Origin of the sequence: Streptomyces cinnabarinus (assembly GCF_027270315.1) — a bacterium.
Classification (GTDB): domain Bacteria; phylum Actinomycetota; class Actinomycetes; order Streptomycetales; family Streptomycetaceae; genus Streptomyces; species Streptomyces cinnabarinus.
Map to the genome: position 1 here is coordinate 3,740,146 of NZ_CP114413.1, position 24,307 is coordinate 3,764,452.

The 24,307-nt window shown below is 67.9% G+C and carries 15 protein-coding genes and 3 rRNA genes; 7 read left to right on the forward strand and 11 right to left on the reverse strand.

Going from position 1 to position 24,307, the window contains the following annotated elements; all coding sequences use genetic code 11:
- Positions 1–151: 151 nt before the first annotated feature.
- From STRCI_RS16775 to mtnA, 4 genes are all read right to left on the reverse strand, one after another.
- Positions 152–1,990 (reverse strand): LpqB family beta-propeller domain-containing protein, encoded by a 1,839-nt coding sequence (locus STRCI_RS16775; protein ID WP_269659764.1) that lies wholly within the window; start codon positions 1,988–1,990, stop codon positions 152–154.
- Positions 1,980–4,043, reverse strand: a complete 2,064-nt coding sequence (mtrB, locus tag STRCI_RS16780; RefSeq protein ID WP_269659765.1) for an MtrAB system histidine kinase MtrB — start codon at positions 4,041–4,043, stop codon at positions 1,980–1,982. Before mtrB ends, STRCI_RS16775 begins: the two co-directional genes overlap by 11 nt.
- A 1-nt stretch (position 4,044) precedes the next feature.
- Entirely contained in the window at positions 4,045–4,734 is a 690-nt protein-coding gene (mtrA, locus tag STRCI_RS16785) for a two-component system response regulator MtrA (RefSeq protein WP_269659766.1), read from the reverse strand.
- Positions 4,735–4,921: 187 nt separating this feature from the next.
- Complete coding sequence (mtnA, locus tag STRCI_RS16790; protein ID WP_269659767.1) at positions 4,922–6,064, reverse strand: S-methyl-5-thioribose-1-phosphate isomerase; 1,143 nt, start codon at positions 6,062–6,064, stop codon at positions 4,922–4,924.
- A gap of 141 nt (positions 6,065–6,205) precedes the next feature.
- On the opposite strand from mtnA, the gene STRCI_RS16795 reads away from it, so the two are divergent.
- Genes STRCI_RS16795 through STRCI_RS16815 form a run of 5 tightly spaced genes read left to right on the forward strand, consistent with a single transcriptional unit; the run spans position 6,206 to position 11,807 of the window.
- A complete protein-coding gene (locus tag STRCI_RS16795) occupies positions 6,206–7,522 on the forward strand; it encodes a DUF7847 domain-containing protein (RefSeq protein ID WP_269659768.1) in 1,317 nt (438 codons plus the stop codon).
- 4 nt (positions 7,523–7,526) lie between these two features.
- A complete protein-coding gene (locus STRCI_RS16800) occupies positions 7,527–8,315 on the forward strand; it encodes a DUF4129 domain-containing protein (RefSeq protein WP_418953345.1) in 789 nt (262 codons plus the stop codon).
- Positions 8,312–9,508 (forward strand): DUF4350 domain-containing protein, encoded by a 1,197-nt coding sequence (locus tag STRCI_RS16805; RefSeq protein ID WP_269659769.1) that lies wholly within the window; start codon positions 8,312–8,314, stop codon positions 9,506–9,508. Before STRCI_RS16800 ends, STRCI_RS16805 begins: the two co-directional genes overlap by 4 nt.
- Positions 9,505–10,497, forward strand: a complete 993-nt coding sequence (locus STRCI_RS16810) for an AAA family ATPase (protein WP_269659770.1) — start codon at positions 9,505–9,507, stop codon at positions 10,495–10,497. Before STRCI_RS16805 ends, STRCI_RS16810 begins: the two co-directional genes overlap by 4 nt.
- Entirely contained in the window at positions 10,497–11,807 is a 1,311-nt protein-coding gene (locus STRCI_RS16815) for a DUF58 domain-containing protein (RefSeq protein WP_269659771.1), read from the forward strand. Before STRCI_RS16810 ends, STRCI_RS16815 begins: the two co-directional genes overlap by 1 nt.
- A gap of 73 nt (positions 11,808–11,880) precedes the next feature.
- Here STRCI_RS16815 and rrf read toward each other — a convergent pair.
- The 4 genes from rrf to STRCI_RS16835 all read right to left on the reverse strand — a co-directional run bounded on the left by rrf (position 11,881) and on the right by STRCI_RS16835 (position 18,620).
- Positions 11,881–11,997: ribosomal RNA gene (rrf, locus tag STRCI_RS16820) — 5S ribosomal RNA — on the reverse strand.
- A 90-nt stretch (positions 11,998–12,087) separates the two neighbouring features.
- Positions 12,088–15,212: ribosomal RNA gene (locus tag STRCI_RS16825) — 23S ribosomal RNA — on the reverse strand.
- 315 nt (positions 15,213–15,527) lie between these two features.
- Positions 15,528–17,053, reverse strand: a 16S ribosomal RNA gene (locus tag STRCI_RS16830).
- Together the 16S, 23S and 5S rRNA genes form the textbook arrangement of a ribosomal RNA operon.
- A 559-nt stretch (positions 17,054–17,612) precedes the next feature.
- Complete coding sequence (locus STRCI_RS16835; RefSeq protein WP_269659772.1) at positions 17,613–18,620, reverse strand: stage II sporulation protein M; 1,008 nt, start codon at positions 18,618–18,620, stop codon at positions 17,613–17,615.
- A 130-nt stretch (positions 18,621–18,750) separates the two neighbouring features.
- Between STRCI_RS16835 and STRCI_RS16840 the strand changes: the two genes are divergently transcribed.
- Positions 18,751–19,716, forward strand: a complete 966-nt coding sequence (locus STRCI_RS16840) for an RDD family protein (RefSeq protein WP_269659773.1) — start codon at positions 18,751–18,753, stop codon at positions 19,714–19,716.
- Between the two features lie 40 nt (positions 19,717–19,756).
- Here the strand turns inward: STRCI_RS16840 and STRCI_RS16845 are convergent, their stop codons facing one another.
- Positions 19,757–20,371: a hypothetical protein gene (locus STRCI_RS16845; RefSeq protein WP_269659774.1), complete on the reverse strand. Its 615-nt coding sequence runs from the start codon at positions 20,369–20,371 to the stop codon at positions 19,757–19,759.
- Positions 20,372–20,557: 186 nt separating this feature from the next.
- The gene (gene ahcY / locus STRCI_RS16850; RefSeq protein WP_269659775.1) at positions 20,558–22,015 is read right to left on the reverse strand and encodes an adenosylhomocysteinase; all 1,458 of its coding nucleotides are present in this window, start codon (positions 22,013–22,015) and stop codon (positions 20,558–20,560) included.
- A 462-nt stretch (positions 22,016–22,477) separates the two neighbouring features.
- Here ahcY and lepB point away from each other — a divergent pair, with 462 nt between their 5' ends.
- Complete coding sequence (gene lepB / locus STRCI_RS16855) at positions 22,478–23,155, forward strand: signal peptidase I (protein WP_269659776.1); 678 nt, start codon at positions 22,478–22,480, stop codon at positions 23,153–23,155.
- A gap of 69 nt (positions 23,156–23,224) precedes the next feature.
- On the opposite strand, the gene STRCI_RS16860 is transcribed toward lepB, so the two are convergent.
- Complete coding sequence (locus tag STRCI_RS16860; protein WP_269659777.1) at positions 23,225–24,205, reverse strand: cation diffusion facilitator family transporter; 981 nt, start codon at positions 24,203–24,205, stop codon at positions 23,225–23,227.
- Positions 24,206–24,307 lie beyond the last annotated feature (102 nt).

A 24,307-nucleotide genomic window follows, 5' to 3' on the forward strand; every position in this document is an offset into this window, starting at 1 on the left:
GCCATCCGACGACCCTCCGACACGGGAAAACACGGCAGAAGAAGGCACGGCATGCCAAGGCACGGCATGAGAAAAGCGGCCCTCCCCGCCGAAGCCAAGCCCCGGCCGGAAGCAGCCGCTCCCCCCTCGACACCCTCAACAGCGGGTCCGCTCACCCCGGATAGACCGGTGCCGTCCCGTCCGTCACGACCTTCTGCCACTGCCCGCCCACCTCAAGGCGCACGATGCCGTCCTCGGAGTACGCCACCAGAGCCAGCTGGTCGTCCTCGGTCGCGGCGATCTCCTTCACCCCGGTGAGCGCGGCGGGCGCCGGCCCCTCCGGTATCGATCCGTCGGCCTGCACGTACCGCACCGTCTGCACGCCGTCCTGCTCGCGTCCGACCACCACGAGCCGGCTGTCGCCCGCCCAGGAGACGGTGGTGACCTCCTCCAACTGCGGTGTCACGGAGCGCAGTTCCATGACCGAGACCGTCGGCCGGTCCTCCCCGGGCTTCGTCTCGCGCTCGATCCGCCCGATGAGCAGCGACGACTGGTCGCCGTTGGACACGACCAGCGCGATCCGCACCCCGTCCGCGGCGACCCGCACCGACTCGATGCGCCCGTCCAGCCCCGGTGTCCTCACCTCGAGCGGATCGCCCGCGCCGTTCTCCAGCAGAAGCAGCTTCGGGTCGCCCGGGTTCCGGTCGGCGATCCAGAGGTCGTGCTGGGCGTCCCAGCTCGGCGCGGTCAGCCGGTCCTTCTCCGTCTTGCCCGCACTGCGCAGCACCGGCTCCCCGAGCGACCCGCCCGACACCAGCGAGCCGACGTACAGCTGCTTGCCGTCCCGGCCGACCCCGGCAGCCATTTCCTCGTCCCGCGAGACGGCCGCGGACCGCAGCTGGGTCTGCCCCTCGCCCAGCGCGCCCGGCACCGCCTCCGGTGTCCGCGCGCCCTCCTCGGCCTTCATCCGCACCAGCCGGTGCTCGTCGTCGACGAAGTACACGTACTCGACTTCAGCCGTGGACCCGCGCGTGGCCGTGGACCCGGCCCGCCCCGAGGCCAGCGAGCACAGTTGCCGGTCTCCCGACTCCAGTACGACCTCTTCCAGCGAGGGCGACAGGCTGCGCAGGGTGAACAGCAGCTGGGCCGCCATCTCGGTGCACTTGTTCAGGCCGACCCGGGCCGCCTTGTCGTTCAGCGGCACGGTCAGCTTGTTCTGCTCGTCGGGCGTCAGCGTGGTGGTGCCCTTCGCGAGCGCCGTACCCGTGGGGAAGCTCGTGCGGACCACGGGCCTGAGCAGGCTGGTGGGCCCCTTCAGCAGCGAGCGCACCATCTGCGTCATCGGGTCGACACGCTCGCGTACGAAAACGGGATCGGCGACGGCCGCCGTCTGCCGGCTCCCGCCCGCGATGCTGTTCGAGGCGAAGTAGTACTTGTTGACCGACGTGTAGTTGCGCTCGAAGTCGCCCTGCCCCATGACGACACCCGGCGGCAGCTCGTCGATGCGCCACTGCTTGGTCTTCGGGTCCTGCGCGAGATGCAGCAGCGCCTCGTACCCGCCGTCCGCCGGCGCGTACGACTGCTGCTCGTCCACCGTGGCGACCTTGAGGCCACTCAGCGTGAACGACGTCTCCCCCGTCTCCTCCCGCCCCCGCGGCCGGGGCAGCTCGAAGGCGTCGGGGCCGTCCGCGAGCACCGTGGTGCCCGTCTTCGGCTGCCACGCCTTCGCCGCGTCCTTGGTCAGATACTGACTCGCGATCTCGTAATTCGGATCGTCGCTGGTCAGCGCCTCAAGAAAGCCCTGTACAAGCTGCGTGGGCGTCGCGTCCTCCGAGGGCGGCATCGCGAACACCCGCACCCGGGTGTCCTGACGCGGAGTGGAGTCCACCCCGCTCAGATCCCCGCTGTCGGGCATCGAGGCACACCCGGCCAGCAGTACGGCGCCACAGGCGACGTACGCCACCGCGCGTCCCGGCCGCCGCCGGGTGTCCCCCTCGCGGTCAGCGCCCACGAAATGCCTCCCCTTGCCTGCTCGGGTCCTGCGACGGCCCGGCCTCCTGATCGCGCGCCGCCTCCCCAGCGGGCGCGTCGTCCTGTCGTCGCGGCGCCGAGGCGGGCCGGGGCACGACGCGCGCGCCGTTGCCCGGCAGCGCCGTCGGATCGGCCATGGGGGCCACTCCGTTCGGCCGCTGCGGGATCGGGCCACGCGAGGGCATGCCGGACGCCTCGCCGGTCAGCTGTGCCGGCACGGTCGCGCTCTTCTCCCCGCGCGGGAGACCCGCGTCGTCCAGCCCGCGGTTACGGCGCGAGTCCTTCGGCTCCAGCGGTATCGGGGAACCCCTGAGCGGCTCGTCCGCGGTCCGCGGCAGCGTCAGGCGGAACTGGGAGCCGCCGCCGGGCTCCCCCCATGCCTGGAGCCAGCCGCCGTGCAGCCGGGCGTCCTCCAGGGCGATGGACAGCCCCAGACCCGTACCGCCGGTGGTACGCGCGCGTGCCGGGTCGGCCCGCCAGAAACGGCTGAAGACGCGGGTCGCCTCGCCGGGCTTGAGCCCGACACCGTAGTCGCGCACCGCGACCGCGACCGCCCCGCCCGCCGAGGCGAGCTTGACCACCACGTCCCGGCCCTCGCCGTGCTCCACGGCGTTGACCACGAGATTGCGCAGCACGCGCTCCACGCGCCGCGCGTCGGCCTCGGCGACGACGGGCTGCTGGTCGCCCACCATCCGTATCGTCGTGCCCTTGCGCTCGGCGAGCGGCTCGGCCCCGCTGACCACCCTGCGCACGACCTCGCGCAGGTCGATCGGCTCGGCCTCCAGTGCCGCCGCGCCCGCGTCGAACCGGCTGATCTCCAGCAGGTCCGCGAGCAGCGACTCGAACCGGTCCAGCTGGTCGGCGAGCAGCTCGGCCGACCGCGCGGTCACCGGGTCGAAGTCCTCCCGCGCCTCATGGATGACGTCGGCGGCCATCCGTACGGTCGTCAGCGGCGTCCGCAGCTCGTGCGACACGTCGGACACGAACCGCCGCTGCATCCGCGACAGGTCCTCCAGCTGCTGAATCTTCAGCTGAAGGTTCTGCGCCATCTTGTTGAAGGCCTCGCCCAGACGGGCGATGTCGTCCTCGCCGGTGACCTTCATCCGCTCCTGGAGACGCCCGGCGGACAGCCGCTCGGCGATCCCGGCCGCCATCCGCACCGGCGTGACGACCTGGCGCACGACCAGCCAGGCGATGGCCCCGAGCAGGACGACCACGAACAGCCCCGCGGTCGCCAACGTGCCCTTGACCAGGCTCAGCGACTTCTCCTCCTGCGTGAGCGGGAAGAGGTAGTACAGCTGGTACGGGTCGCCGTTGGGGTCATTGACCTGCTTGCCGATGACAAGGGCCGGCTGGGACTCCTTGTCGGCGTTGTAGATGATCCGCGTGTAGCTCTGGGCCGCCGCAGTACCGCTGTCGATCCGCTCCCGCAGGTTCTCGGGCACGCTGGCGCTCGGGTCGACGTAGTTCGAGGCGCGCGGACCGCGTCCGCCGCCGCTGTCCCCGCCGGAGGGCAGCGTCACGACCTCGAAGGCGCCCTGGCCACCGCTGGCCAGCGATTCCACCAGGTCACTCATCCACTCGATGACGTTCTGGTCGGACCGGCCGTCCGCGGCGGCGGCGCCGTCGCCGGTCCCGGACCCCAGGCCCGTCTCGTCGGCCTTCTGCTTGGCCGCGGCGAAACCGCCGGTGGCCTGGGACTGCGAGGCCTTCACCTTGGCGTCCAGCAGGCCATTGCGCACCTGCCCGATGACCACGAAGCCCAGCAGCAGCACGACGCCCAACGACATCAGCAGGGTCGTGACCACGACCTTGAGCTGGATATTGCGCCGCCACAGCCGCATGACCGGCAGCAGCGGCCTACGCACCCAGCGCATGAACAGCCGAAGGACCGGACTGCCCTGGACTCCGCCCTGGAGCAGCCCGCCCTCCAGGAATCGTCCCCAGCGGGAGCCTGCCGTCCCCCGGCCGACAGACCGCCCCGCGCGGGCCCCGGACCGTCCGGGCGCCGAAGCGGCACTGTCACCGGACATGTCAGCTCGGCCCCGCCTTGTAACCGACACCACGGACGGTCACCACGATCTCCGGCCGCTCGGGGTCCCTCTCGACCTTGGAGCGCAGCCGCTGTACATGGACATTGACCAGGCGGGTGTCGGCGGCGTGCCGATAGCCCCACACCTGCTCCAGCAGGACCTCTCGGGTGAACACCTGCCACGGCTTGCGCGCGAGCGCGACCAGCAGATCGAACTCCAGCGGCGTCAGCGCGATCGACTGCCCGTCCCGCTTCACCGAGTGCCCGGCCACGTCGATGACCAGGTCACCGATGGCGAGCTGCTCCGGCGCCGGCTCCTCCGACCTCCGCAGCCGCGCCCGGATCCGGGCGACCAGCTCCTTCGGCTTGAACGGCTTGACGATGTAGTCGTCCGCGCCCGATTCCAGGCCCACGACTACATCGACGGTGTCGCTCTTGGCCGTGAGCATCACGATCGGTACACCCGACTCCGCCCGGATCAGACGGCACACCTCGATGCCGTCCCGTCCGGGCAGCATCAGGTCGAGCAGCACCAGGTCAGGTTTGGTCTCACGGAAAGCGGCCAGCGCCTTGTCGCCGTCAGCTACGAAAGACGGCTCGAAACCTTCACCACGCAGCACGATGCCGAGCATCTCGGCCAGTGCGGTGTCGTCGTCGACGACAAGGACTCGTCCCTTCATAAACGACATCATCCCATTCTCGTAACAGTGACCGGGGCGCTGGTGAGAAGGGTCACTGGCCTGTGACGATAGTCGTATGGGGTCGCTACTGTCTGCCCTCGTCCATCGATCTTGAGGCCGACGGCCGGTCGACGCGGTGTCGACGCCAGGCCGGCGGCCCGCCGGACACCGGCCGCCGACACAGCGTGACCACCCGCCGTCAGCCGATCGTCACCTCCCGTGACCTGGCACACACCTCCGCCAGCGCCTCAGCCGTCACGGGCGACACCACACCCTCTTCCGTCACGATCGCCGTCACCAGCTCCGGCGGTGTCACATCGAACGCCGGGTTGTACGCCTGGGTCCCCAACGGCGCCACCGGTATCCCACCGCCCGGCCCCGTCACCGGCACCTGCGGCGCGGTCACCTCGGTCACCTCGAACCCGGCACGCTGCTCCACCTCGATGGACGCCCCGTCCGGCGTGTCCGGGTCCACCGTCGTCACCGGCGCCACCACGATGAACGGCACATGGTGGTACCGCGCGAGCACCGCGAGCGGATAGCTCCCCACCTTGTTCGCCACCGCCCCGTCCGCCGCGATCCGGTCCGCGCCGATCAGCACCGCGTCCACCTCACCGGCCGCGAACAGCGAACCCGCCGCGTTGTCCGTCAGCAGGGTGTACGCCATCCCGCTGCGCGCCGCCTCGTACGCCGTCAGCCGGGCCCCTTGCAGCAGCGGACGCGTCTCGTCCACCCACAGCCGCCGCAACCGCCCCACCCGATGCGCCGCGAGCGCCACCGCGAACGCCGTGCCCTCCCCACCGGACACCAGCGAACCGGTGTTGCAGTGCGTCAGAACCCGGTGCCCACCACCGGGCAACAACTCGTCGAGCAGCGCCATGCCCCGCTCGGCCATCCGTGCGCTGGCCTCGGCATCGTCCCGGTGCAGCTTCCGCGCGGCGGCCAACGCCGCCTCCGCCGCCTTGTCGGTGTCACCACTGCGGGCCAACTCGGCCCGGTGCGCGGCCTGCGCCCTGCGCACCCCGACAGCGAGGTTCACCGCGGTGGGCCGAGCGGCCGCGAGCGCGTCCGCGGCGTCGTCCACGTCGAATCCCCGCACGGCGGCGAGGGCGACACCGTACGCCCCCGCGATCCCGAGCAGCGGCGCTCCGCGCACGGCGAGCGAACGGATCGCCTCCACCAGCATCGGCGCATCCGTACAGACCAGTTCGACCTCCTCTGCGGGCAGCCTCGTCTGGTCGAGCAGGACCAGGACGGGGCCTTCGGGTGGCTCTTCCCAGCGGATCACCGGTATCTCGGTCGGCCGCTTGTCCTCGCCTGATTGCGCGTGCTGATCAGCCATGCGGTCAGTCTGCCCGTTATTCGGCGGACAATTGAAGGTGTGCAGCCCATACCTTGGCCGGTCACCGGATGACCACCCCATGGCACGATGGCTGCCAACCTGCCACCGCGACCCGCGGACGGGCACCGTGAAGGAGCGACGATGAACGACACTCCGGGCTGGGCCTCGCCCGGATCCGCCCCGTCCGACGGGCAGGAGCACGGCAAGTCCGGCCCTGACCGGCCCGCCGACCGCCCGGACCCCGAGCAGCCCACGGACCAGCCCGGCACACAGCCTCAGGACCCCGGCTCGAAATGGTCCAAGGAGCAGCCGCCACCGGCCCAGTGGTCCGCGCCCACCGGCCCACCGGCCCCGGAGCAGACCCCGCCTCCCCCGCCGCCCGGCCCCGGCTGGGGCAGCAGGCCCCCCGCGAGCGGCGGCCACGGAGGTTACGGCGGACACGGCGCCTGGGGCGGCGGTTGGGGCGGCCCCCCGCCCGCGGCCAAGCCCGGTGTGATCCCGCTGCGTCCGCTCGGCGTCGGTGAGATCCTCGACGGCGCCGTCTCCACCATGCGCGCCTACTGGCGCACGGTCCTCGGCATCGCGCTCACCGTCGCCGTCCTCACCGAGATCGTCGTCGTCCTGCTCCAGGGCTTCTTCCTGAACGACCGCATCGACACCGACGCCCTCAACGACCCCAGCGCCACCCTCAGCGAACTCACCCGCGCCATGGGCGACGCCATGCTCAGCTACGGCGTCATCTCCCTGGTCTCGCTGATCGGCACCATCATCGCGACGGCCCTGCTCACCACCGTCACCAGCCGCGCCGTCCTCGGCAAGCCGGTCAACCTCAGCGAGGCCTGGAACGACGCCCGCCCGCAGGTCGCCAGATTGTTCGGCCTGATCTTCCTGCTGCTGCTCATCGCCTTCGGCATCGTCGCCGTCGGCGTCCTGCCCGGCGTCCTGGTGGCCGCCGCGGGCGCCGGCGAGGCGGGCGCCGCGCTCACCGCCCTCGGCAGCCTGTGCACGATCGTCGTCGCGATCTGGGTGATGGTCCGCTTCTCCCTCGCCTCCCCGGCGCTGATGCTGGAGAAGCAGGGCATCGTGAAGTCGATGAGCCGCTCCGTGAAGCTGGTCCGCGGCTCCTGGTGGCGGATGTTCGGCATCCAGCTGCTGGCGATGATCATCGCGAGCATCCTGGCGTCGATCATCGCCATCCCGTTCGCCTTCCTGGCCGACGCCCTCAGCGGCGACAGCGTGGGCGGCCTCCTCGAGAGCGGCGGCGGTGACCTCGGCTGGACCTACCTCATCGTCAGCGGTATCGGCTCGGTGATCGGCTCCATGATCACCTTCCCGATCTCGGCCGGCGTCACCGTGCTCCTCTACATCGACCAGCGCATCCGCCGCGAAGCCCTCGACCTCGAACTGGCCCGCGCCGCCGGTGTCCAGGGCTACGGATCCGACACCCCGGGGAGCTGAACCGGTGAGCCTGGCGGGGGGAGTTCTCACCACGGCGCCGGCCCTGCCACCCGCCGCGGTACGCATGTCACTGCACATCGGCGACGCCTTCGCGCTGTCGCCGGCGCGCTCCGACGACGAACCGCCCCTGACGATCCCGCGCGACCCGGCCCAGGAGGCCGCCCGCCGGGAACTGTCCAAGCGGATGTACCACGAGAACGACCCCGGCTTCTTCCAACGCGCCCTCGATGCCTTCTGGCGCTGGGTCGACGACCTGTTCAGCAGCGCGTCGGCCGTGACACCCGGAGGACCGCTCGGCCTGGTCGTCGTCATCATGACCGTACTCGCCGTCCTCGGCGCCCTGTGGTGGCGCCTCGGCACCCCCCGCCGCGAACCCGCGTCCGCCGCCGCCCTGTTCGACGACCGCCCCCGCAGCGCCGCCGAACACCGCGCCGCCGCCGAAGCACACGCCGCCCAGGGCCACTGGAACCAGGCCGTCCAGGAACGCATGCGCGCCATCGTCCGATCCCTGGAGGAACGGGCCCTCCTCGACGTCCGCCCCGGCCGCACCGCCGACGAGGCCGCAGCCGAAGCCGGCCGCGCCCTGCCCTCCCACACCGACCGACTGCGCGCCACCGCACGGGACTTCGACGATGTGACATATGGCGGCCGAGCCGCGACCGAACCGTCGTACCGGCGCATCGCGGACCTCGACCACGACCTGGAGCGCACCAAGCCCCAGCTCACCACCACCAGCACCAGCACCAGCACCCACAGCGCGGCCCACAACTCCCGCCCGGGAGGCGCCGGATGACCACGGAGGCCACGCTCCCGCCCACTTCGGTCTCGCCCACCGCCCGCCAGGTGTGGACCCGCGCGCGAGGCATCGCCCTCGCCCTGGTCGTCCTCCTCGCGGGCGCCGTGGCGATCGCCGTGATCCGCTCCGACACCCGGCACGGCACCCTCGACCCGCGCTCCGCCGACCCCCAGGGCAGCCGCGCAGTCGCCGAACTCCTCGCCGACAGAAGTGTCTCCACGCGCGTGGTCACCACCCTCGACGAAGCACGCGCCGCCACCGGCCCCGACACCACACTCCTCGTCGCCGCCCCCGACCTGCTGACCGAGCGTCAACAGACCGCCCTGCACTCCGCGACCACCGGCAGCGGCGGACGCACCCTCCTGGTAGCCCCCGGCAGTTGGTCCGTCGAGCGACTCGCCCCCGGTGTCATCGCCGACCCCGGCAAGAGCCTCGACTCCACGCTCCAGCCGGCCTGCGACCTGCCCGAGGCCCAGCGCGCAGGCCCCGCCGACACGGGTGGCATCCGCTACACCACCACCCACCTCCGGGCGACCTCCTGCTACCCGAGCGAGCGCCTGGCCACCCTCCTGTTCATCCCGGACACCTCCGGGGACGGCGACACCGTCGTCCTCGGCGCGCCCGACATCCTCACCAACGACCGCCTCGACGAGCAGGGCAACGCCTCGCTCGCCCTCCAACTCCTCGGCTCCCGCCCCCATCTGGTCTGGTACCTCCCCTCGCTCTCCGACTCCACCGCCGCCGGCACCGAAGGCGAGCGCGGCTTCTTCAGCCTGCTCCCCTCGGGCTGGCTCTGGGGCACACTCCAGCTCTTCATCGCGGCAGCCCTCGCCGCCCTCTGGCGGGCACGCCGACTCGGCCCCCTCATGACCGAGAAACTCCCCGTCGCGATCCGCGCCTCCGAAACCGTCGAAGGCCGCGCCCGCCTCTACCGCAAGGCCAACGCCCGCGACCGCGCCGCAACCGCTCTTCGCTCCACCACCCGCACCCGCCTCGCCCCCCTCGTAGGCGTCCCCGTCGCCCAGGCACACGCGCCCGAAGCCCTGCTCCCCGCCCTGTCCACTCACCTCCACGGCGACGGACAGTCCCTGCACACCCTCCTCTTCGGCCCGCCGCCCGGCGACGACGCAGCCCTCATCTCCCTCGCCGACCAACTCGACGCCCTCGAAAGTGAGGTACGCCGTCCATGACGGACCCGACCACCGACAACGCCGGGCAGACCGGAGACCGGGCCGATTCCCGAGCCTCCCTGGAAGCCCTGCGCGCCGAGATCGCCAAAGCCGTGGTCGGCCAGGACCCCGCCGTGACCGGCCTCGTCGTCGCCCTCCTCTGCCGCGGACACGTACTACTAGAAGGAGTCCCCGGGGTCGCCAAAACGTTGCTCGTCCGCACCCTCGCATCCGCACTCGAACTCGACACCAAGCGAGTCCAGTTCACCCCCGACCTCATGCCGAGCGACGTGACCGGCTCCCTGGTCTACGACACCCGCACCGCGGAGTTCTCCTTCCAGCCCGGCCCGGTCTTCACCAACCTCCTCCTCGCGGACGAGATCAACCGCACGCCCCCGAAGACCCAGTCGTCCCTCCTCGAAGCCATGGAGGAACGCCAGGTCACGGTCGACGGCACGCCCCGCCCGCTCCCCGAGCCCTTCCTGGTCGCGGCAACCCAGAACCCGGTCGAGTACGAGGGCACCTACCCCCTCCCCGAAGCCCAACTGGACCGCTTCCTCCTCAAACTGACGATCCCTCTGCCCTCCCGTCAGGACGAGATCGCCGTCCTCACCCGCCACGCCGAGGGCTTCAACCCCCGCGACCTGCACGCCGCGGGCGTCCGCCCCGTAGCTGGCGCCGCCGACCTCGAAGCCGCCCGAGCCGCCGTGGCCAAGACCACCGTCTCCCCCGAGATCACGGCCTACGTCGTCGACATCTGCCGCGCCACCCGCGAATCGCCGTCCCTCTCCCTCGGCGTCTCCCCGCGCGGAGCGACAGCCCTCCTCGCCACCGCGCGCGCGTGGGCATGGCTGACCGGCCGCGACTACGTCATCCCCGACGACGTCAAAGCCCTGGCCCTGCCCACCCTCCGGCACCGCGTCCAACTCCGCCCCGAGGCGGAAATGGAGGGCGTGACAGCCGACTCCGTGATCAACGCGATCCTCGCTCACGTCCCCGTCCCGCGCTGATGGCACTCACCGGACGCACCGCACTCCTCGCGGCCCTGGGCTCCCTCCCCGTCGGCATCTGGGAACCCAGCTGGGCCGGCATCCTCGCCGTCAACGCCCCCCTCGCGGTGGCCTGCGCCTGCGACTTCGCACTCGCCGCCCCCGTACGCCGTCTCGGCCTGACCCGCTCCGGCGACACCTCAGCCCGCCTGGGCGAAACCGCCGACGTCACGCTCACGGTCACCAACCCGTCCGGCCGCCCCCTGCGCGCCCACCTCCGAGACGCCTGGCCACCGAGCAGTTGGCAGCCCGGCACCGAGATCGAAGCCTCCCGGCACAGCCTGACCGTCCCGCCCGGCGAACGCCGCCGCGTCACCACGCGCCTGCGCCCCACCCGCCGAGGCGACCGCCAGGCCGACCGCGTGACCATCCGCTCCTACGGCCCACTCGGCCTGTTCACCCGCCAGGGAACACACAAGGTCCCGTGGACGGTACGTGTCCTGCCCCCCTTCACCAGCCGCAAGCACCTCCCGTCCAAACTCGCCCGCCTACGCGAACTCGACGGCCGCACCAGCGTCCTCACCCGCGGCGAAGGCACCGAATTCGACAGTCTCCGCGAGTACGTCCCCGGCGACGACACCCGCTCCATCGACTGGCGCGCCACCGCTCGGCAGTCCGCGGTAGCCGTACGCACCTGGCGCCCGGAACGCGACCGCCACATCCTCCTGGCCCTGGACACCGGCAGAACCTCGGCAGGCCGCGTGGGCGACGCCCCCCGTCTCGACTCCTCCATGGACGCGGCACTCCTCCTCGCCGCCCTCGCCTCCCGCGCCGGAGACCGCGTGGACCTCCTCGCCTACGATCGCCGAGTCCGCGCCCTCGTCCAGGGCCGAACCGCCGGCGACGTCCTCCCCTCCCTGGTCAACGCCATGGCCGTACTCGAACCCGAGCTCGTCGAAACAGACGCCCGCGGCCTCACCGCCACAGCACTCCGTACGGCGCCCCGCCACGCCCTCATCGTTCTCTTCACGAGCCTCGACGCGGCCCCGATCGAGGAGGGCCTGCTCCCGGTTCTCCCTCAACTCACTCAGCGCCACACCGTCCTCCTGGCGTCGGTGGCGGATCCGTATGTCGCCCGTATGGCCGCAGCCCGCGGCACCACGGACTCCGTCTACCAAGCGGCAGCAGCGGCCCAGGCCCAGAGCGAGCGCCACCGCACGGCAGACCAGCTCCGCCGCCACGGCGTCACAGTGGTCGACGCAACGCCGGACGAACTGGCACCCGCATTGGCGGACGCATATCTGGCCCTGAAGACGACAGGACGACTCTGAAAGGCACCCCCGAAAGGGGCCCTTAAACGCAGAAAACCCCGCACCGAAAGGTGCGGGGTTTTCTTCAAGTTTTGTTCGGCGGCGTCCTACTCTCCCACAGGGTCCCCCCTGCAGTACCATCGGCGCTGTGAGGCTTAGCTTCCGGGTTCGGAATGTAACCGGGCGTTTCCCTCACGCTATGACCACCGAAACACTATGAAACTGTCGAACAATGCCGCACCACATCAGGGATGTGGGGCTGTTCGTGGTTTCAGAACCAACACAGTGGACGCGAGCAACTGAGGACAAGCCCTCGGCCTATTAGTACCGGTCACCTCCACCCATTACTGGGCTTCCAGATCCGGCCTATCAACCCAGTCGTCTACTGGGAGCCTTACCCCATCAAGTGGGTGGGAATACTCATCTCGAAGCAGGCTTCCCGCTTAGATGCTTTCAGCGGTTATCCCTCCCGAACGTAGCCAACCAGCCATGCCCTTGGCAGAACAACTGGCACACCAGAGGTTCGTCCGTCCCGGTCCTCTCGTACTAGGGACAGCCCTTCTCAATATTCCTGCGCGCGCAGCGGATAGGGACCGAACTGTCTCACGACGTTCTAAACCCAGCTCGCGTACCGCTTTAATGGGCGAACAGCCCAACCCTTGGGACCGACTCCAGCCCCAGGATGCGACGAGCCGACATCGAGGTGCCAAACCATCCCGTCGATATGGACTCTTGGGGAAGATCAGCCTGTTATCCCCGGGGTACCTTTTATCCGTTGAGCGACGGCGCTTCCACAAGCCACCGCCGGATCACTAGTCCCGACTTTCGTCCCTGCTCGACCCGTCGGTCTCACAGTCAAGCTCCCTTGTGCACTTACACTCAACACCTGATTGCCAACCAGGCTGAGGGAACCTTTGGGCGCCTCCGTTACTCTTTAGGAGGCAACCGCCCCAGTTAAACTACCCATCAGACACTGTCCCTGATCCGGATCACGGACCCAGGTTAGACATCCAGCACGACCAGACTGGTATTTCAACGACGACTCACCGCGAACTGGCGTCCGCGTTTCAAAGTCTCCCAGCTATCCTACACAAGCCGAACCGAACACCAATATCAAACTGTAGTAAAGGTCCCGGGGTCTTTCCGTCCTGCTGCGCGAAACGAGCATCTTTACTCGTAGTGCAATTTCACCGGGCCTATGGTTGAGACAGTCGAGAAGTCGTTACGCCATTCGTGCAGGTCGGAACTTACCCGACAAGGAATTTCGCTACCTTAGGATGGTTATAGTTACCACCGCCGTTTACTGGCGCTTAAGTTCTCAGCTTCGCCCGACCGAAGTCGGACTAACCGGTCCCCTTAACGTTCCAGCACCGGGCAGGCGTCAGTCCGTATACATCGCCTTACGGCTTCGCACGGACCTGTGTTTTTAGTAAACAGTCGCTTCTCGCTGGTCTCTGCGGCCACACCCAGCTCGAGGAGCAAGTCCTCTCACCAGACATGGCCCCCCTTCTCCCGAAGTTACGGGGGCATTTTGCCGAGTTCCTTAACCATAGTTCACCCGAACGCCTCGGTATTCTCTACCTGACCACCTGAGTCGGTTTAGGGTACGGGCCGCCATGAAACTCGCTAGAGGCTTTTCTCGACAGCATAGGATCATCCACTTCACCACAATCGGCTCGGCATCAGGTCTCACCCTGTATGAGTGGCGGATTTGCCTACCACTCGGGCTACACCCTTACCCCGGGACAACCACCGCCCGGGATGGACTACCTTCCTGCGTCACCCCATCACTCACCTACTAACCGCTTGGTCCGGCGGCTCCACCACTCCCCTCAACTCCGAAGAGATCAGGGCGGCTTCACGGCCTTAGCATCACGATGCTCGATGTTTGACGCTTCACAGCGGGTACCGGAATATCAACCGGTTATCCATCGACTACGCCTGTCGGCCTCGCCTTAGGTCCCGACTTACCCTGGGCAGATCAGCTTGACCCAGGAACCCTTAGTCAATCGGCGCAAACGTTTCTCACGTTTGTATCGCTACTCATGCCTGCATTCTCACTCGTGAACCGTCCACAACTCGCTTCCGCGGCTGCTTCACCCGGCACACGACGCTCCCCTACCCATCACGATCCCCGTTGGGGGTATATATCGCAATGACACGACTTCGGCGGTACGCTTGAGCCCCGCTACATTGTCGGCGCGGAATCACTAGACCAGTGAGCTATTACGCACTCTTTCAAGGGTGGCTGCTTCTAAGCCAACCTCCTGGTTGTCTCTGCGACTCCACATCCTTTCCCACTTAGCGTACGCTTAGGGGCCTTAGTCGATGCTCTGGGCTGTTTCCCTCTCGACCATGGAGCTTATCCCCCACAGTCTCACTGCCGCGCTCTCACTTACCGGCATTCGGAGTTTGGCTAAGGTCAGTAACCCGGTAGGGCCCATCGCCTATCCAGTGCTCTACCTCCGGCAAGAAACACACGACGCTGCACCTAAATGCATTTCGGGGAGAACCAGCTATCACGGAGTTTGATTGGCCTTTCACCCCTAACCACAGGTCATCCCCCAGGTTTTCAACCCTGGTGGGTTCGGTCCTCCACGAAGTCTTACCTCCGCTTCAACCTGCCCATGGCTAGATCACTCCGCTTCGGGTCTTGAGCGCGCTACTATACCGCCCTATTCGGACTCGCTTTCGCTACGGCTTCCCCACACGGGTTAACCTCGCAACACACCGCAAACTCGCAGGCTCATTCTTCAAAAGGCACGCAGTCACGAGACGAAGAGCAAGCTCTCCGTCCGACGCTCCCACGGCTTGTAGGCACACGGTTTCAGGTACTATTTCACTCCGCTCCCGCGGTACTTTTCACCATTCCCTCACGGTACTATCCGCTATCGGTCACCAGGGAATATTTAGGCTTAGCGGGTGGTCCCGCCAGATTCACACGGGATTTCTCGGGCCCCGTGCTACTTGGGTGTCTCTCAAGCAAGCCGCTGACGTTTCGACTACGGGGGTCTTACCCTCTACGCCGGACCTTTCGCATGTCCTTCGCCTACATCAACGGTTTCTGACTCGCCCTATCGCCGGCAGACGATAGAAGAGAGATCCCACAACCCCGCTCACGCAACCCCTGCCGGGTCTCACACGTAAACGGTTTGGCCTCATCCAGTTTCGCTCGCCACTACTCCCGGAATCACGGTTGTTTTCTCTTCCTGCGGGTACTGAGATGTTTCACTTCCCCGCGTTCCCTCCACACTGCCTATGTGTTCAGCAGCGGGTGACAGCCCATGACGACTGCCGGGTTTCCCCATTCGGAAACCCCCGGATCAAAGCCTGGTTGACGACTCCCCGGGGACTATCGTGGCCTCCCACGTCCTTCATCGGTTCCTGGTGCCAAGGCATCCACCGTGCGCCCTTAAAAACTTGGCCACAGATGCTCGCGTCCACTGTGCAGTTCTCAAACAACGACCAGCCACCCATCACCCCGAACCCTTAACGGTTCGAGTGCACTGGGGCCGGCAACTGAAGACAGACCTTTACGGCCGTGCCCTCAGACACCCAACAGCGTGCCCGACACGATCAGCCGACCAGATCAGCGTTCCACGCCCCGAAGAGCAGTACTTGCGCCTGGTCCGTCCTGGACCGTGCCGAATAATCAACGTTCCACCCATGAGCAACCAGCACCGGACATTCGCCGATGTACTGGCCTCTGGACTGCCGAGGCAGCCTAGAAGTGCTCCTTAGAAAGGAGGTGATCCAGCCGCACCTTCCGGTACGGCTACCTTGTTACGACTTCGTCCCAATCGCCAGTCCCACCTTCGACAGCTCCCTCCCACAAGGGGTTGGGCCACCGGCTTCGGGTGTTACCGACTTTCGTGACGTGACGGGCGGTGTGTACAAGGCCCGGGAACGTATTCACCGCAGCAATGCTGATCTGCGATTACTAGCAACTCCAACTTCATGGGGTCGAGTTGCAGACCCCAATCCGAACTGAGACCGACTTTTTGAGATTCGCTCCACCTTGCGGTATCGCAGCTCATTGTATCGGCCATTGTAGCACGTGTGCAGCCCAAGACATAAGGGGCATGATGACTTGACGTCGTCCCCACCTTCCTCCGAGTTGACCCCGGCGGTCTCCTGTGAGTCCCCATCACCCCGAAGGGCATGCTGGCAACACAGAACAAGGGTTGCGCTCGTTGCGGGACTTAACCCAACATCTCACGACACGAGCTGACGACAGCCATGCACCACCTGTACACCGACCACAAGGGGGCGCCCATCTCTGGACGTTTCCGGTGTATGTCAAGCCTTGGTAAGGTTCTTCGCGTTGCGTCGAATTAAGCCACATGCTCCGCTGCTTGTGCGGGCCCCCGTCAATTCCTTTGAGTTTTAGCCTTGCGGCCGTACTCCCCAGGCGGGGAACTTAATGCGTTAGCTGCGGCACCGACGACGTGGAATGTCGCCAACACCTAGTTCCCACCGTTTACGGCGTGGACTACCAGGGTATCTAATCCTGTTCGCTCCCCACGCTTTCGCTCCTCAGCGTCAGTAATGGCCCAGAGATCCGCCTTCGCCACCGGTGTTCCTCCTGATATCTGCGCATTTCACCGCTACACCAGGAATTCCGATCTCCCCTACCACACTCTAGCTAGCCCGTATCGAATGCAGACTCGGGGTTAAGCCCCGAGCTTTCACACCCGACGTGACAAGCCGCCTACGAGCTCTTTACGCCCAATAATTCCGGACAACGCTTGCGCCCTACGTATTACCGCGGCTGCTGGCACGTAGTTAGCCGGCGCTTCTTCTGCAGGTACCGTCACTTTCGCTTCTTCCCTGCTGAAAGAGGTTTACAACCCGAAGGCCGTCATCCCTCACGCGGCGTCGCTGCATCAGGCTTTCGCCCATTGTGCAATATTCCCCACTGCTGCCTCCCGTAGGAGTCTGGGCCGTGTCTCAGTCCCAGTGTGGCCGGTCGCCCTCTCAGGCCGGCTACCCGTCGTCGCCTTGGTGAGCCATTACCTCACCAACAAGCTGATAGGCCGCGGGCTCATCCTTCACCGCCGGAGCTTTCGACCCTCACAGATGCCTGCGAGAGTGATATCCGGTATTAGACCCCGTTTCCAGGGCTTGTCCCAGAGTGAAGGGCAGATTGCCCACGTGTTACTCACCCGTTCGCCACTAATCCACCCCGAAGGGTTTCATCGTTCGACTTGCATGTGTTAAGCACGCCGCCAGCGTTCGTCCTGAGCCAGGATCAAACTCTCCGTGAATGTTTTCCCGTAATCGGGACGACACCACGAGAGCGGAACAGTCGGAGGAATGATCCGACCGTTCACAGCGTCCTCGCTGTGTTATTTCAAAGGAACCTCGTCCCGGTCGTGATGACCGGAGACGGGGTATCAACATATCTGGCGTTGATTTTTGGCACGCTATTGAGTTCTCAAGGAACGGTCGCTTCCTTTGTACTCACCCTCTCGGGCTTTCCTCCGGGCTTCCCTTCGGTCTTGCGTTTCCGACTCTACCAGATCTTTCCGATCCGATTTCCTCGGTGCTTTCCAGGTTCTCGCTCTCGCGTTTCCCTTTCCGGCGGTTCCGACTTTATCAGAAGTTTCGAGCCGGTCTGACCGGCCACTCGTTTCCGATTCATCGGGAGAGGCTTCTGAATAATCGATTCGATCGAAACTTCAAGAAGCAGCTAGACACTCACTGTCACCGACCGGATCAGGTCCAGTCCAGGCAACTGTTCGAATCTACCTCCCCGATCGGTCCGTGTCAACGGCTCTCTCGGGGCGAACAGGAGACTAGCAGCTCATCAGGTGTGTCCGCACATCAGGCGGCCGTCGGAAGAGTGGCGCCGCGCTCCGCTTCCTCGACGTCACCTGTCTCGCCGGCCCGCGCGGCACGGCCGCCGACGACGTAGACGTATGCCAGGAATGCCAGCTCGGCGATTACTCCGATGGTGATGCGGGCCCAGGTGGGCAGGCCCGATGGGGTGACGAAGCCTTCGATGGCGCCGGAGATAAAGAGGATCAGGGCCAGGCCTATCGCCATGCCCACGGCGGCTCGGCCTTCCTCCGCGAGGGCGGTGCGTCGGGTGCGGGGGCCGGGATCGATGACGGTCCAGCCGAGACGTAGGCCCGTGCCCGCGGCGACGAAGACCGCGGTCAGTTCGAGCAGGCCGTGGGGCAGGACGAGGCCTAGGAAGGTGTCGAGGCGGCCCGCGGAGGACATCAGGCCGATGCCGACGCCGAGGTTGAGCATGTTCTGAAAGAGGATCCAGAGGACGGGTAGTCCGAGGAAGACGCCCAGGACCAGGCAGAGCGCGGCGGCCTGGGCGTTGTTCGTCCATACCTGGGCGGCGAAGGAGGCCGCGGGATGGCTGGAGTAGTACGTCTCGTACTGGCCACCGGGGCGGGTGAGCTCGCGTAGTTCGCTCGGGGCCGCGATGGAGGACTGCACTTCCGGGGTGGTGCCGATCCACCAGCCGAGGAGTGCGGCGACCAGGGTCGACAGGAGTGCCGTGGGGACCCACCAATGGCGCGACTTGTAGACGGCGGCCGGGAAGCCGTGGGTGAAGAAGCGGGTCGCGTCGCGCCAGGAAGCGCGTCGGGTGCCTGTCACGGCACTACGCGCGCGTGCCACCAGTTGGCTGAGCCGGCCGGTCAGTTGGGGGTCCGGGGCGCTGGACTGGATCAGGGAGAGGTGCGTGGCGGTGCGCTGGTAGAGAGCGACGAGTTCGTCCGCTTCCGCGCCGGTCAGGCGGCGCTGGCGCTGGAGCAGGGCGTCGAGGCGGTCCCACTCGGCCCGGTGCGCGGTGACGAAGACGTCGAGGTCCATCGGTGTGCCTGCTCCTCGGCTGTTCGTCGGCGGCTCGTCGTGGCTGTCAGCTTGTCGTACTGGGGCGCGATGTGCCCTCAGCTTGGCAGACTGGCAGTTCCAGGGGCAGGTCAGGGGAAGGACGGCGGACGTGAGTGAGCTGGTCACGGGCGAGGCGGTGGCGCTTGAGCTGAGCCCCGCGAGGCTGCCCAGCAGGGCTCTTGCCGTGCTGCTCGATCTGGTCGTGGCCGTCGCCGTCTACATAGCCGTGTCGATCGGTCTGGTCGCGGCGACGGCTTCGCTGGACGAGGCGGCGCGGATCGCGGTGTCGATCGCCTCGTTCCTTCTGGTGCTGGTGGGTGCGCCGATCGCGGTCGAGACGCTCAGTCACGGCCGTTCGCTCGGGAAGATGGCCTGCGGGCTGCGTGTGGTGCGGGACGACGGTGGGCCGATCCAGTTCCGGCATGCGCTGGTGCGGGGGGCGATCGGTGTCATCGAGATTCTGCTGACCTTCGGCGTCGTCGCCTGTATCGCGTCGCTGGTCTCGGCGCGGGGGCGGCGGCTCGGGGACGTGTTCGCGGGGACGCTCGTCGTACGGGAGCGGGTGCCGATGGCCCGGGGCGGCTTTGTGCCGCCGCCTCCGCCCTGGCTGGCCGGGCGGTTCTCGGGGCTGGATCTCTCAGGAGTTCCCGATGGTCTGTGGCTCGCCGTCCGCCAGTACCTGACGCGGATGCAGCAGTTGGATCCGCAGGTCGGCTGGACCATGGCGGAGCGGCTCGCGGCTGATCTCGCGGCGCGTACGGGTACGCCGGCGCCGCAGGGTGTGCCGCCGGCGGCGTATCTGGCCGCCGTGCTCCAGGAGCGGCAGGCCCGCGAGGCCCGGCGGGCCTTCGGGAATGGACCGGCGGCGCACGCACCGGGGCGAAATGGGTCTGCGGTGCCGCCCGCCGCGGACGGTGGCCGGCCGCAGCCCGCTCAGGCACCCGGCCCGTACGGACCGCCGATCGCCCAGCCCACCTCGGAGCAGCCACCCTCCGCGCAGCAGCCCGCTTCTCCGGCGCCGGTCGAACAGCCCTCCGGCGAGCGACCCGGCACCGGTTTCGTACCGCCTGCGTGATCTCCGGCTGACGGGCGCCCTTCTTCGTCCCCTCGGCCGCTCAGGCGAATGTGGAGGGCGGCGTTTCCAGGTCCTCCAGCTCGATGCCGGGCGCCGACAGAACCACGTCCCCGGCGATGTGGACGGCGTGCTGCTCCCCCGTGTCCAGGGCTGTGACCTGGTACTCGTCCACGGTCAGAGGGCCGTTGTCAGTGGCGTGTGCTTCTCTTCTCAGCAAGGCCCAGGACTGGTCGACGGTGCGCGGGGCGAGCACTGGGTCCGTGAAGCAGACGAGGCGTACCCGGGTGGCGGAACCGGAAGGGGTGAGGCGCAGGAGACGAGTGGTGGCGACCAGGAACGCGGGGGACGTGCCGGTGAAGGCGTGGGCGCGCACATTGCCTTCCGTGGCGTGGGTCCCGGCGGGGTCCGTGCGGACCCAGGTGACGCCGTCGAGGGCGGCACCGCGCACCTGCCAGCCGCCTGCGTGCAGTTCGAGGCGGATGGGGCGGCCGAGTTCGTCGAGGGCGAGGTCGACGGAGCCGCTGGGGTCGCCCGAGGGGGCGGTCAGCTGGGAGACGTAGCGCCAGCCGGAAGGGCCGGGCGCGCAGTGGAAGTGCTCTTCTGCGAGGGGGGTGTGATCGTGCGGATCATGGAGCGAATAGCGGCCGCGGGGCATGGGGGTCCTGGGTCGTGACGGGCTGGTCCGGCCGGTAGGGGCCGCGAGGGCCAGACGGGCAGGCCCCCGACACGGGGGTGCGGGGGCCTGCCCTGAGGACCTGCTGCGGGGTGAGCGCTTCAGTGCACGCGCGGCACGGGCGCGCTCACCCCGGAGCCGGAGTCCGAATCGGTACCGGAGTCCGGCTCAGTAGCGGTAGTGGTCCGGCTTGAAGGGGCCCTCGACCTCGACGCCGATGTAGGCGGCCTGCTCCGGGCGGAGCGTCGTCAGCTTCACGCCGAGCGAGTCCAGGTGGAGGCGGGCGACCTTCTCGTCGAGGTGCTTGGGCAGCGTGTAGACGCCGATCGGGTACTCGGACTGCTTGGTGAACAGCTCGATCTGGGCCAGCGTCTGGTCCGCGAAGGAGTTGGACATCACGAACGACGGGTGGCCGGTCGCGTTGCCCAGGTTCAGCAGGCGGCCCTCGGAGAGGACGATCAGCACCTTGCCGTCGGGGAAGGTCCAGGTGTGGACCTGCGGCTTGACCTCGTCCTTGACGATGCCCGGGACCTTGGCGAGGCCGGCCATGTCGATCTCGTTGTCGAAGTGGCCGATGTTGCCGACGATGGCCTGGTGCTTCATCTTGGCCATGTCCGAGGCCATGATGATGTCCTTGTTGCCGGTCGTGGTGATGAAGATGTCGGCCTTGTCGATGACCTCGTCGAGGGTCGTGACCTGGTAGCCGTCCATCGCCGCCTGGAGCGCGCAGATCGGGTCGATCTCGGTGACGATCACGCGGGCGCCCTGACCGCGCAGGGACTCCGCGCAGCCCTTGCCCACGTCGCCGTAGCCGCAGACGACCGCGGTCTTGCCGCCGATGAGGACGTCGGTGGCGCGGTTGATGCCGTCGATCAGGGAGTGGCGGCAGCCGTACTTGTTATCGAACTTCGACTTGGTGACGGCGTCGTTCACGTTGATCGCCGGGAACAGGAGGACGCCGTCGCGCTGCATCTCGTACAGGCGGTGGACGCCGGTCGTGGTCTCCTCGGTGACGCCGCGGATCTCCGAGGACAGCTGGGTCCACTTCTGCGAGCCGTCCGTGATGGTGCGGTGCAGCAGTTCGAGGATGACGCGGTGCTCGTCGCTCTCGGCGGTGTCGACGGAGGGGACCTTGCCGTCCTTCTCGTACTCGACGCCCTTGTGGACGAGGAGGGTGGCGTCACCGCCGTCGTCGAGGATCATGTTCGGGCCGCCGGTGGGGCTGTTCGGCCAGGTCAGGGCCTGCTCCGTACACCACCAGTACTCCTCCAGGGTCTCGCCCTTCCAGGCGAAGACCGGGACGCCCTGCGGGTTCTCGGGCGTGCCGTTCGGGCCGACGGCGATGGCGGCGGCCGCGTGGTCCTGGGTGGAGAAGATGTTGCAGGAGGCCCAGCGGACCTCGGCGCCGAGGGCGACCAGGGTCTCGATGAGGACGGCGGTCTGCACGGTCATGTGCAGGGAGCCGGTGACGCGGGCGCCGGCGAGGGGCTGGGCCTCGGCGTATTCCTTGCGGATCGACATCAGGCCGGGCATCTCGTGCTCGGCGAGGGTGATCTCCTTGCGGCCGAAGGCGGCCAGGGAGAGGTCGGCGACCTTGAAGTCCTGTCGGTTGTCGACAGTCGTCATTGCGAGCTGCTCCTCGGGGTTGGGGCGAGGTGGGTAGGGCTGTTCTGCGCGGCGGCGGACACAGGGGTGCCCGAGGAGGACACAGGCATGCCCGCGTGCGCGCAGCGCAGTCCGTCGGAGGCCCTCTCTCCCTCGGCCGGTCCTTGTCGGGACCGCCCGACCGCCATCAGCAGCGACGTCTGGCTCAGTCCCAAGCTACACCGGTCGACCCGACCGCCCCAGTCCGCCTCCGGACAGATCGGGCCGACGCGGGTGGCTGTGAGGGTCCGGTGGGCGGGATGGGCTGGGGTGTTCGGGAGCGATAGCAGGGTTCAGGGAGCGGCTTGCGGCTGCCGAGGACGTGGGTGCCGTGCTCGGGGTGCCGGAGGAGGTCCGGTAACCGGCGGGGGCCCGCGCGTCGGTGTTCGTGGAAGATCGCTACTCTCTCCCGCCGCGGGAGTTCCGCGTGGGGAGGGAGTGGCGATGGATGCGGGCACGGCGCGCAGGGTCACGGTGACGGCGTGGGTGGTGGGGCTGCTCGGGCTGGCGCTGGTGGCCGGGTCGCTGGTGTGGTTGCGGACCGGGTATGTGCTGTCCCGGGTGAACGGCGACAGCATGTCGCCCACGTATGTCATCGGCGACCGGATCGTCGCCGAGCGCGTCGGCGGGGACGAGGTGCGGCGCGGCGATGTGGTGTTGTACTCGGCGCCGGAGCGGTACGGGTCCGGGGTGGACGTGATGCAGCGTGTGATCGGTGTGGGCGGCGACCGCGTGGTGTGCTGCGAGGCGCCGGACACGCCCCGGGAGTCGATCACCGTCAACGGCGAGCGGCTGAGCGAGTCCTATGTGAAGGACGGCATCGCGGACGGGCTGCACCGGCCGTACGACGTGACCGTGCCCGAGGGGCGGATCTTCCTGCTCGGTGATCATCGGCAGAACGCGCGGGACTCCCGGGCCTTCCCCGAGGACCGGGCCGGGACGGTTCCGGTGGACGCCGTACGGGGGCGGGTGATCGACAGTTTCGTGGGGCCCGTGCTGCTCGGGGTGGCCACGCTGCTCGGGCTGCTGATCGCGTTGTTCGGGCTGATCCTCGGGATCGGCACGCGGGTCATGCGGCGGCGGCCGGCGGAGCAGACGGCGTTGTGGCCGGAGCATCTGTGAGGCGCGTGTCGTAGTACGCCGAAGGGGTCCGCCGACAACGCTCGGCGGACCCCTTCGGCGTATGTGCCGTCAGTGGCCGGCGCCCTCGGGGGCCGGGCCGCCGGGCGTGGCCTCGCGGTCGGCGCCGCGGGCCGCCTCGGTCTCGCTGTAGACGTCCGGCTCCAGGTAGATGACGCGGGCGATCGGGACGGCCGTACGGATACGGGCCTCGGCCGCGTCGATGGCGGCGGCGATCTCGGTGGCCGTGTCGTCGTGCTGGACGGCGACCTTGGCGGCGACCAGCAGTTCCTCGGGGCCGAGGTGCAGCGTGCGCATGTGGATGATGCGGGTGACAGTGTCGCCGTCGACGATCGCGGCCTCGATCTTGTGGACGTCCTCGACACCCGCGGCCTCGCCGAGCAGCAGCGACTTGGTCTCGATGGCGAGGACGACCGCGATCAGGATGAGGAGCACGCCGATGCACAGGGTGCCGATGCCGTCCCAGACGCCGTCGCCGGTGGCGAGGGCGAGGCTGACGCCGCCGAGGGCCAGGATCAGGCCGACCAGCGCGCCGAGGTCCTCCAGGAGGACGACGGGCAGCTCGGGCGCCTTGGCGTGGCGGACGAATTCCTTCCAGGACTTCTGGCCGCGCAGGGCGTTGGACTCCTTGATGGCCGTCCGGAAGGAGAAGGTCTCGGCGATGATCGCGAAGACGAGGACGCCCACCGGCCAGTACCAGTGCTCGATCTCGTGCGGGTGCTTGATCTTCTCGTAGCCCTCGTAGAGGGCGAACATGCCGCCGACGGAGAAGAGGATGATCGAGACGAGGAAGGCGTAGATGTAGCGCTCGCGGCCGTAGCCGAAGGGGTGTTGCGGGGTCGCCTCGCGCTGGGCCTTCTTGCCGCCGACGAGCAGCAGGGCCTGGTTGCCGGAGTCGGCGAGGGAGTGCACCGACTCGGCGAGCATCGAGGACGAGCCGCTGAACAGGAACGCCACGAACTTCGATACCGCGATTGCGAGGTTGGCGGCGAGTGCCGCCACGATCGCCTTGGTCCCGCCTGACGCGCTCATGTGCCCGCGTTGTCCCTTCGTACGCCGTCCCGGGCACGGCCCCTTGTGGCTTTGCCCGTCCTTTGCCGGTGGGCCATTGTTGCAGCCTTGCCCGGGTGCGGT

Coding starts and splice junctions, on each gene's coding strand:
- mtrB (WP_269659765.1), bottom strand. CDS start 4,043: ATGTCCGGTGACAGTGCCGCTTCGGCGCCCGGACGGTCCGGGGCCCGC.
- mtrA (WP_269659766.1), bottom strand. CDS start 4,734: ATGATGTCGTTTATGAAGGGACGAGTCCTTGTCGTCGACGACGACACC.
- mtnA (WP_269659767.1), bottom strand. CDS start 6,064: ATGGCTGATCAGCACGCGCAATCAGGCGAGGACAAGCGGCCGACCGAG.
- STRCI_RS16795 (WP_269659768.1), top strand. CDS start 6,206: ATGAACGACACTCCGGGCTGGGCCTCGCCCGGATCCGCCCCGTCCGAC.
- STRCI_RS16805 (WP_269659769.1), top strand. CDS start 8,312: ATGACCACGGAGGCCACGCTCCCGCCCACTTCGGTCTCGCCCACCGCC.
- STRCI_RS16810 (WP_269659770.1), top strand. CDS start 9,505: ATGACGGACCCGACCACCGACAACGCCGGGCAGACCGGAGACCGGGCC.
- STRCI_RS16815 (WP_269659771.1), top strand. CDS start 10,497: ATGGCACTCACCGGACGCACCGCACTCCTCGCGGCCCTGGGCTCCCTC.
- STRCI_RS16835 (WP_269659772.1), bottom strand. CDS start 18,620: ATGGACCTCGACGTCTTCGTCACCGCGCACCGGGCCGAGTGGGACCGC.
- STRCI_RS16845 (WP_269659774.1), bottom strand. CDS start 20,371: ATGCCCCGCGGCCGCTATTCGCTCCATGATCCGCACGATCACACCCCC.
- ahcY (WP_269659775.1), bottom strand. CDS start 22,015: ATGACGACTGTCGACAACCGACAGGACTTCAAGGTCGCCGACCTCTCC.
- lepB (WP_269659776.1), top strand. CDS start 22,478: ATGGATGCGGGCACGGCGCGCAGGGTCACGGTGACGGCGTGGGTGGTG.
- STRCI_RS16860 (WP_269659777.1), bottom strand. CDS start 24,205: ATGAGCGCGTCAGGCGGGACCAAGGCGATCGTGGCGGCACTCGCCGCC.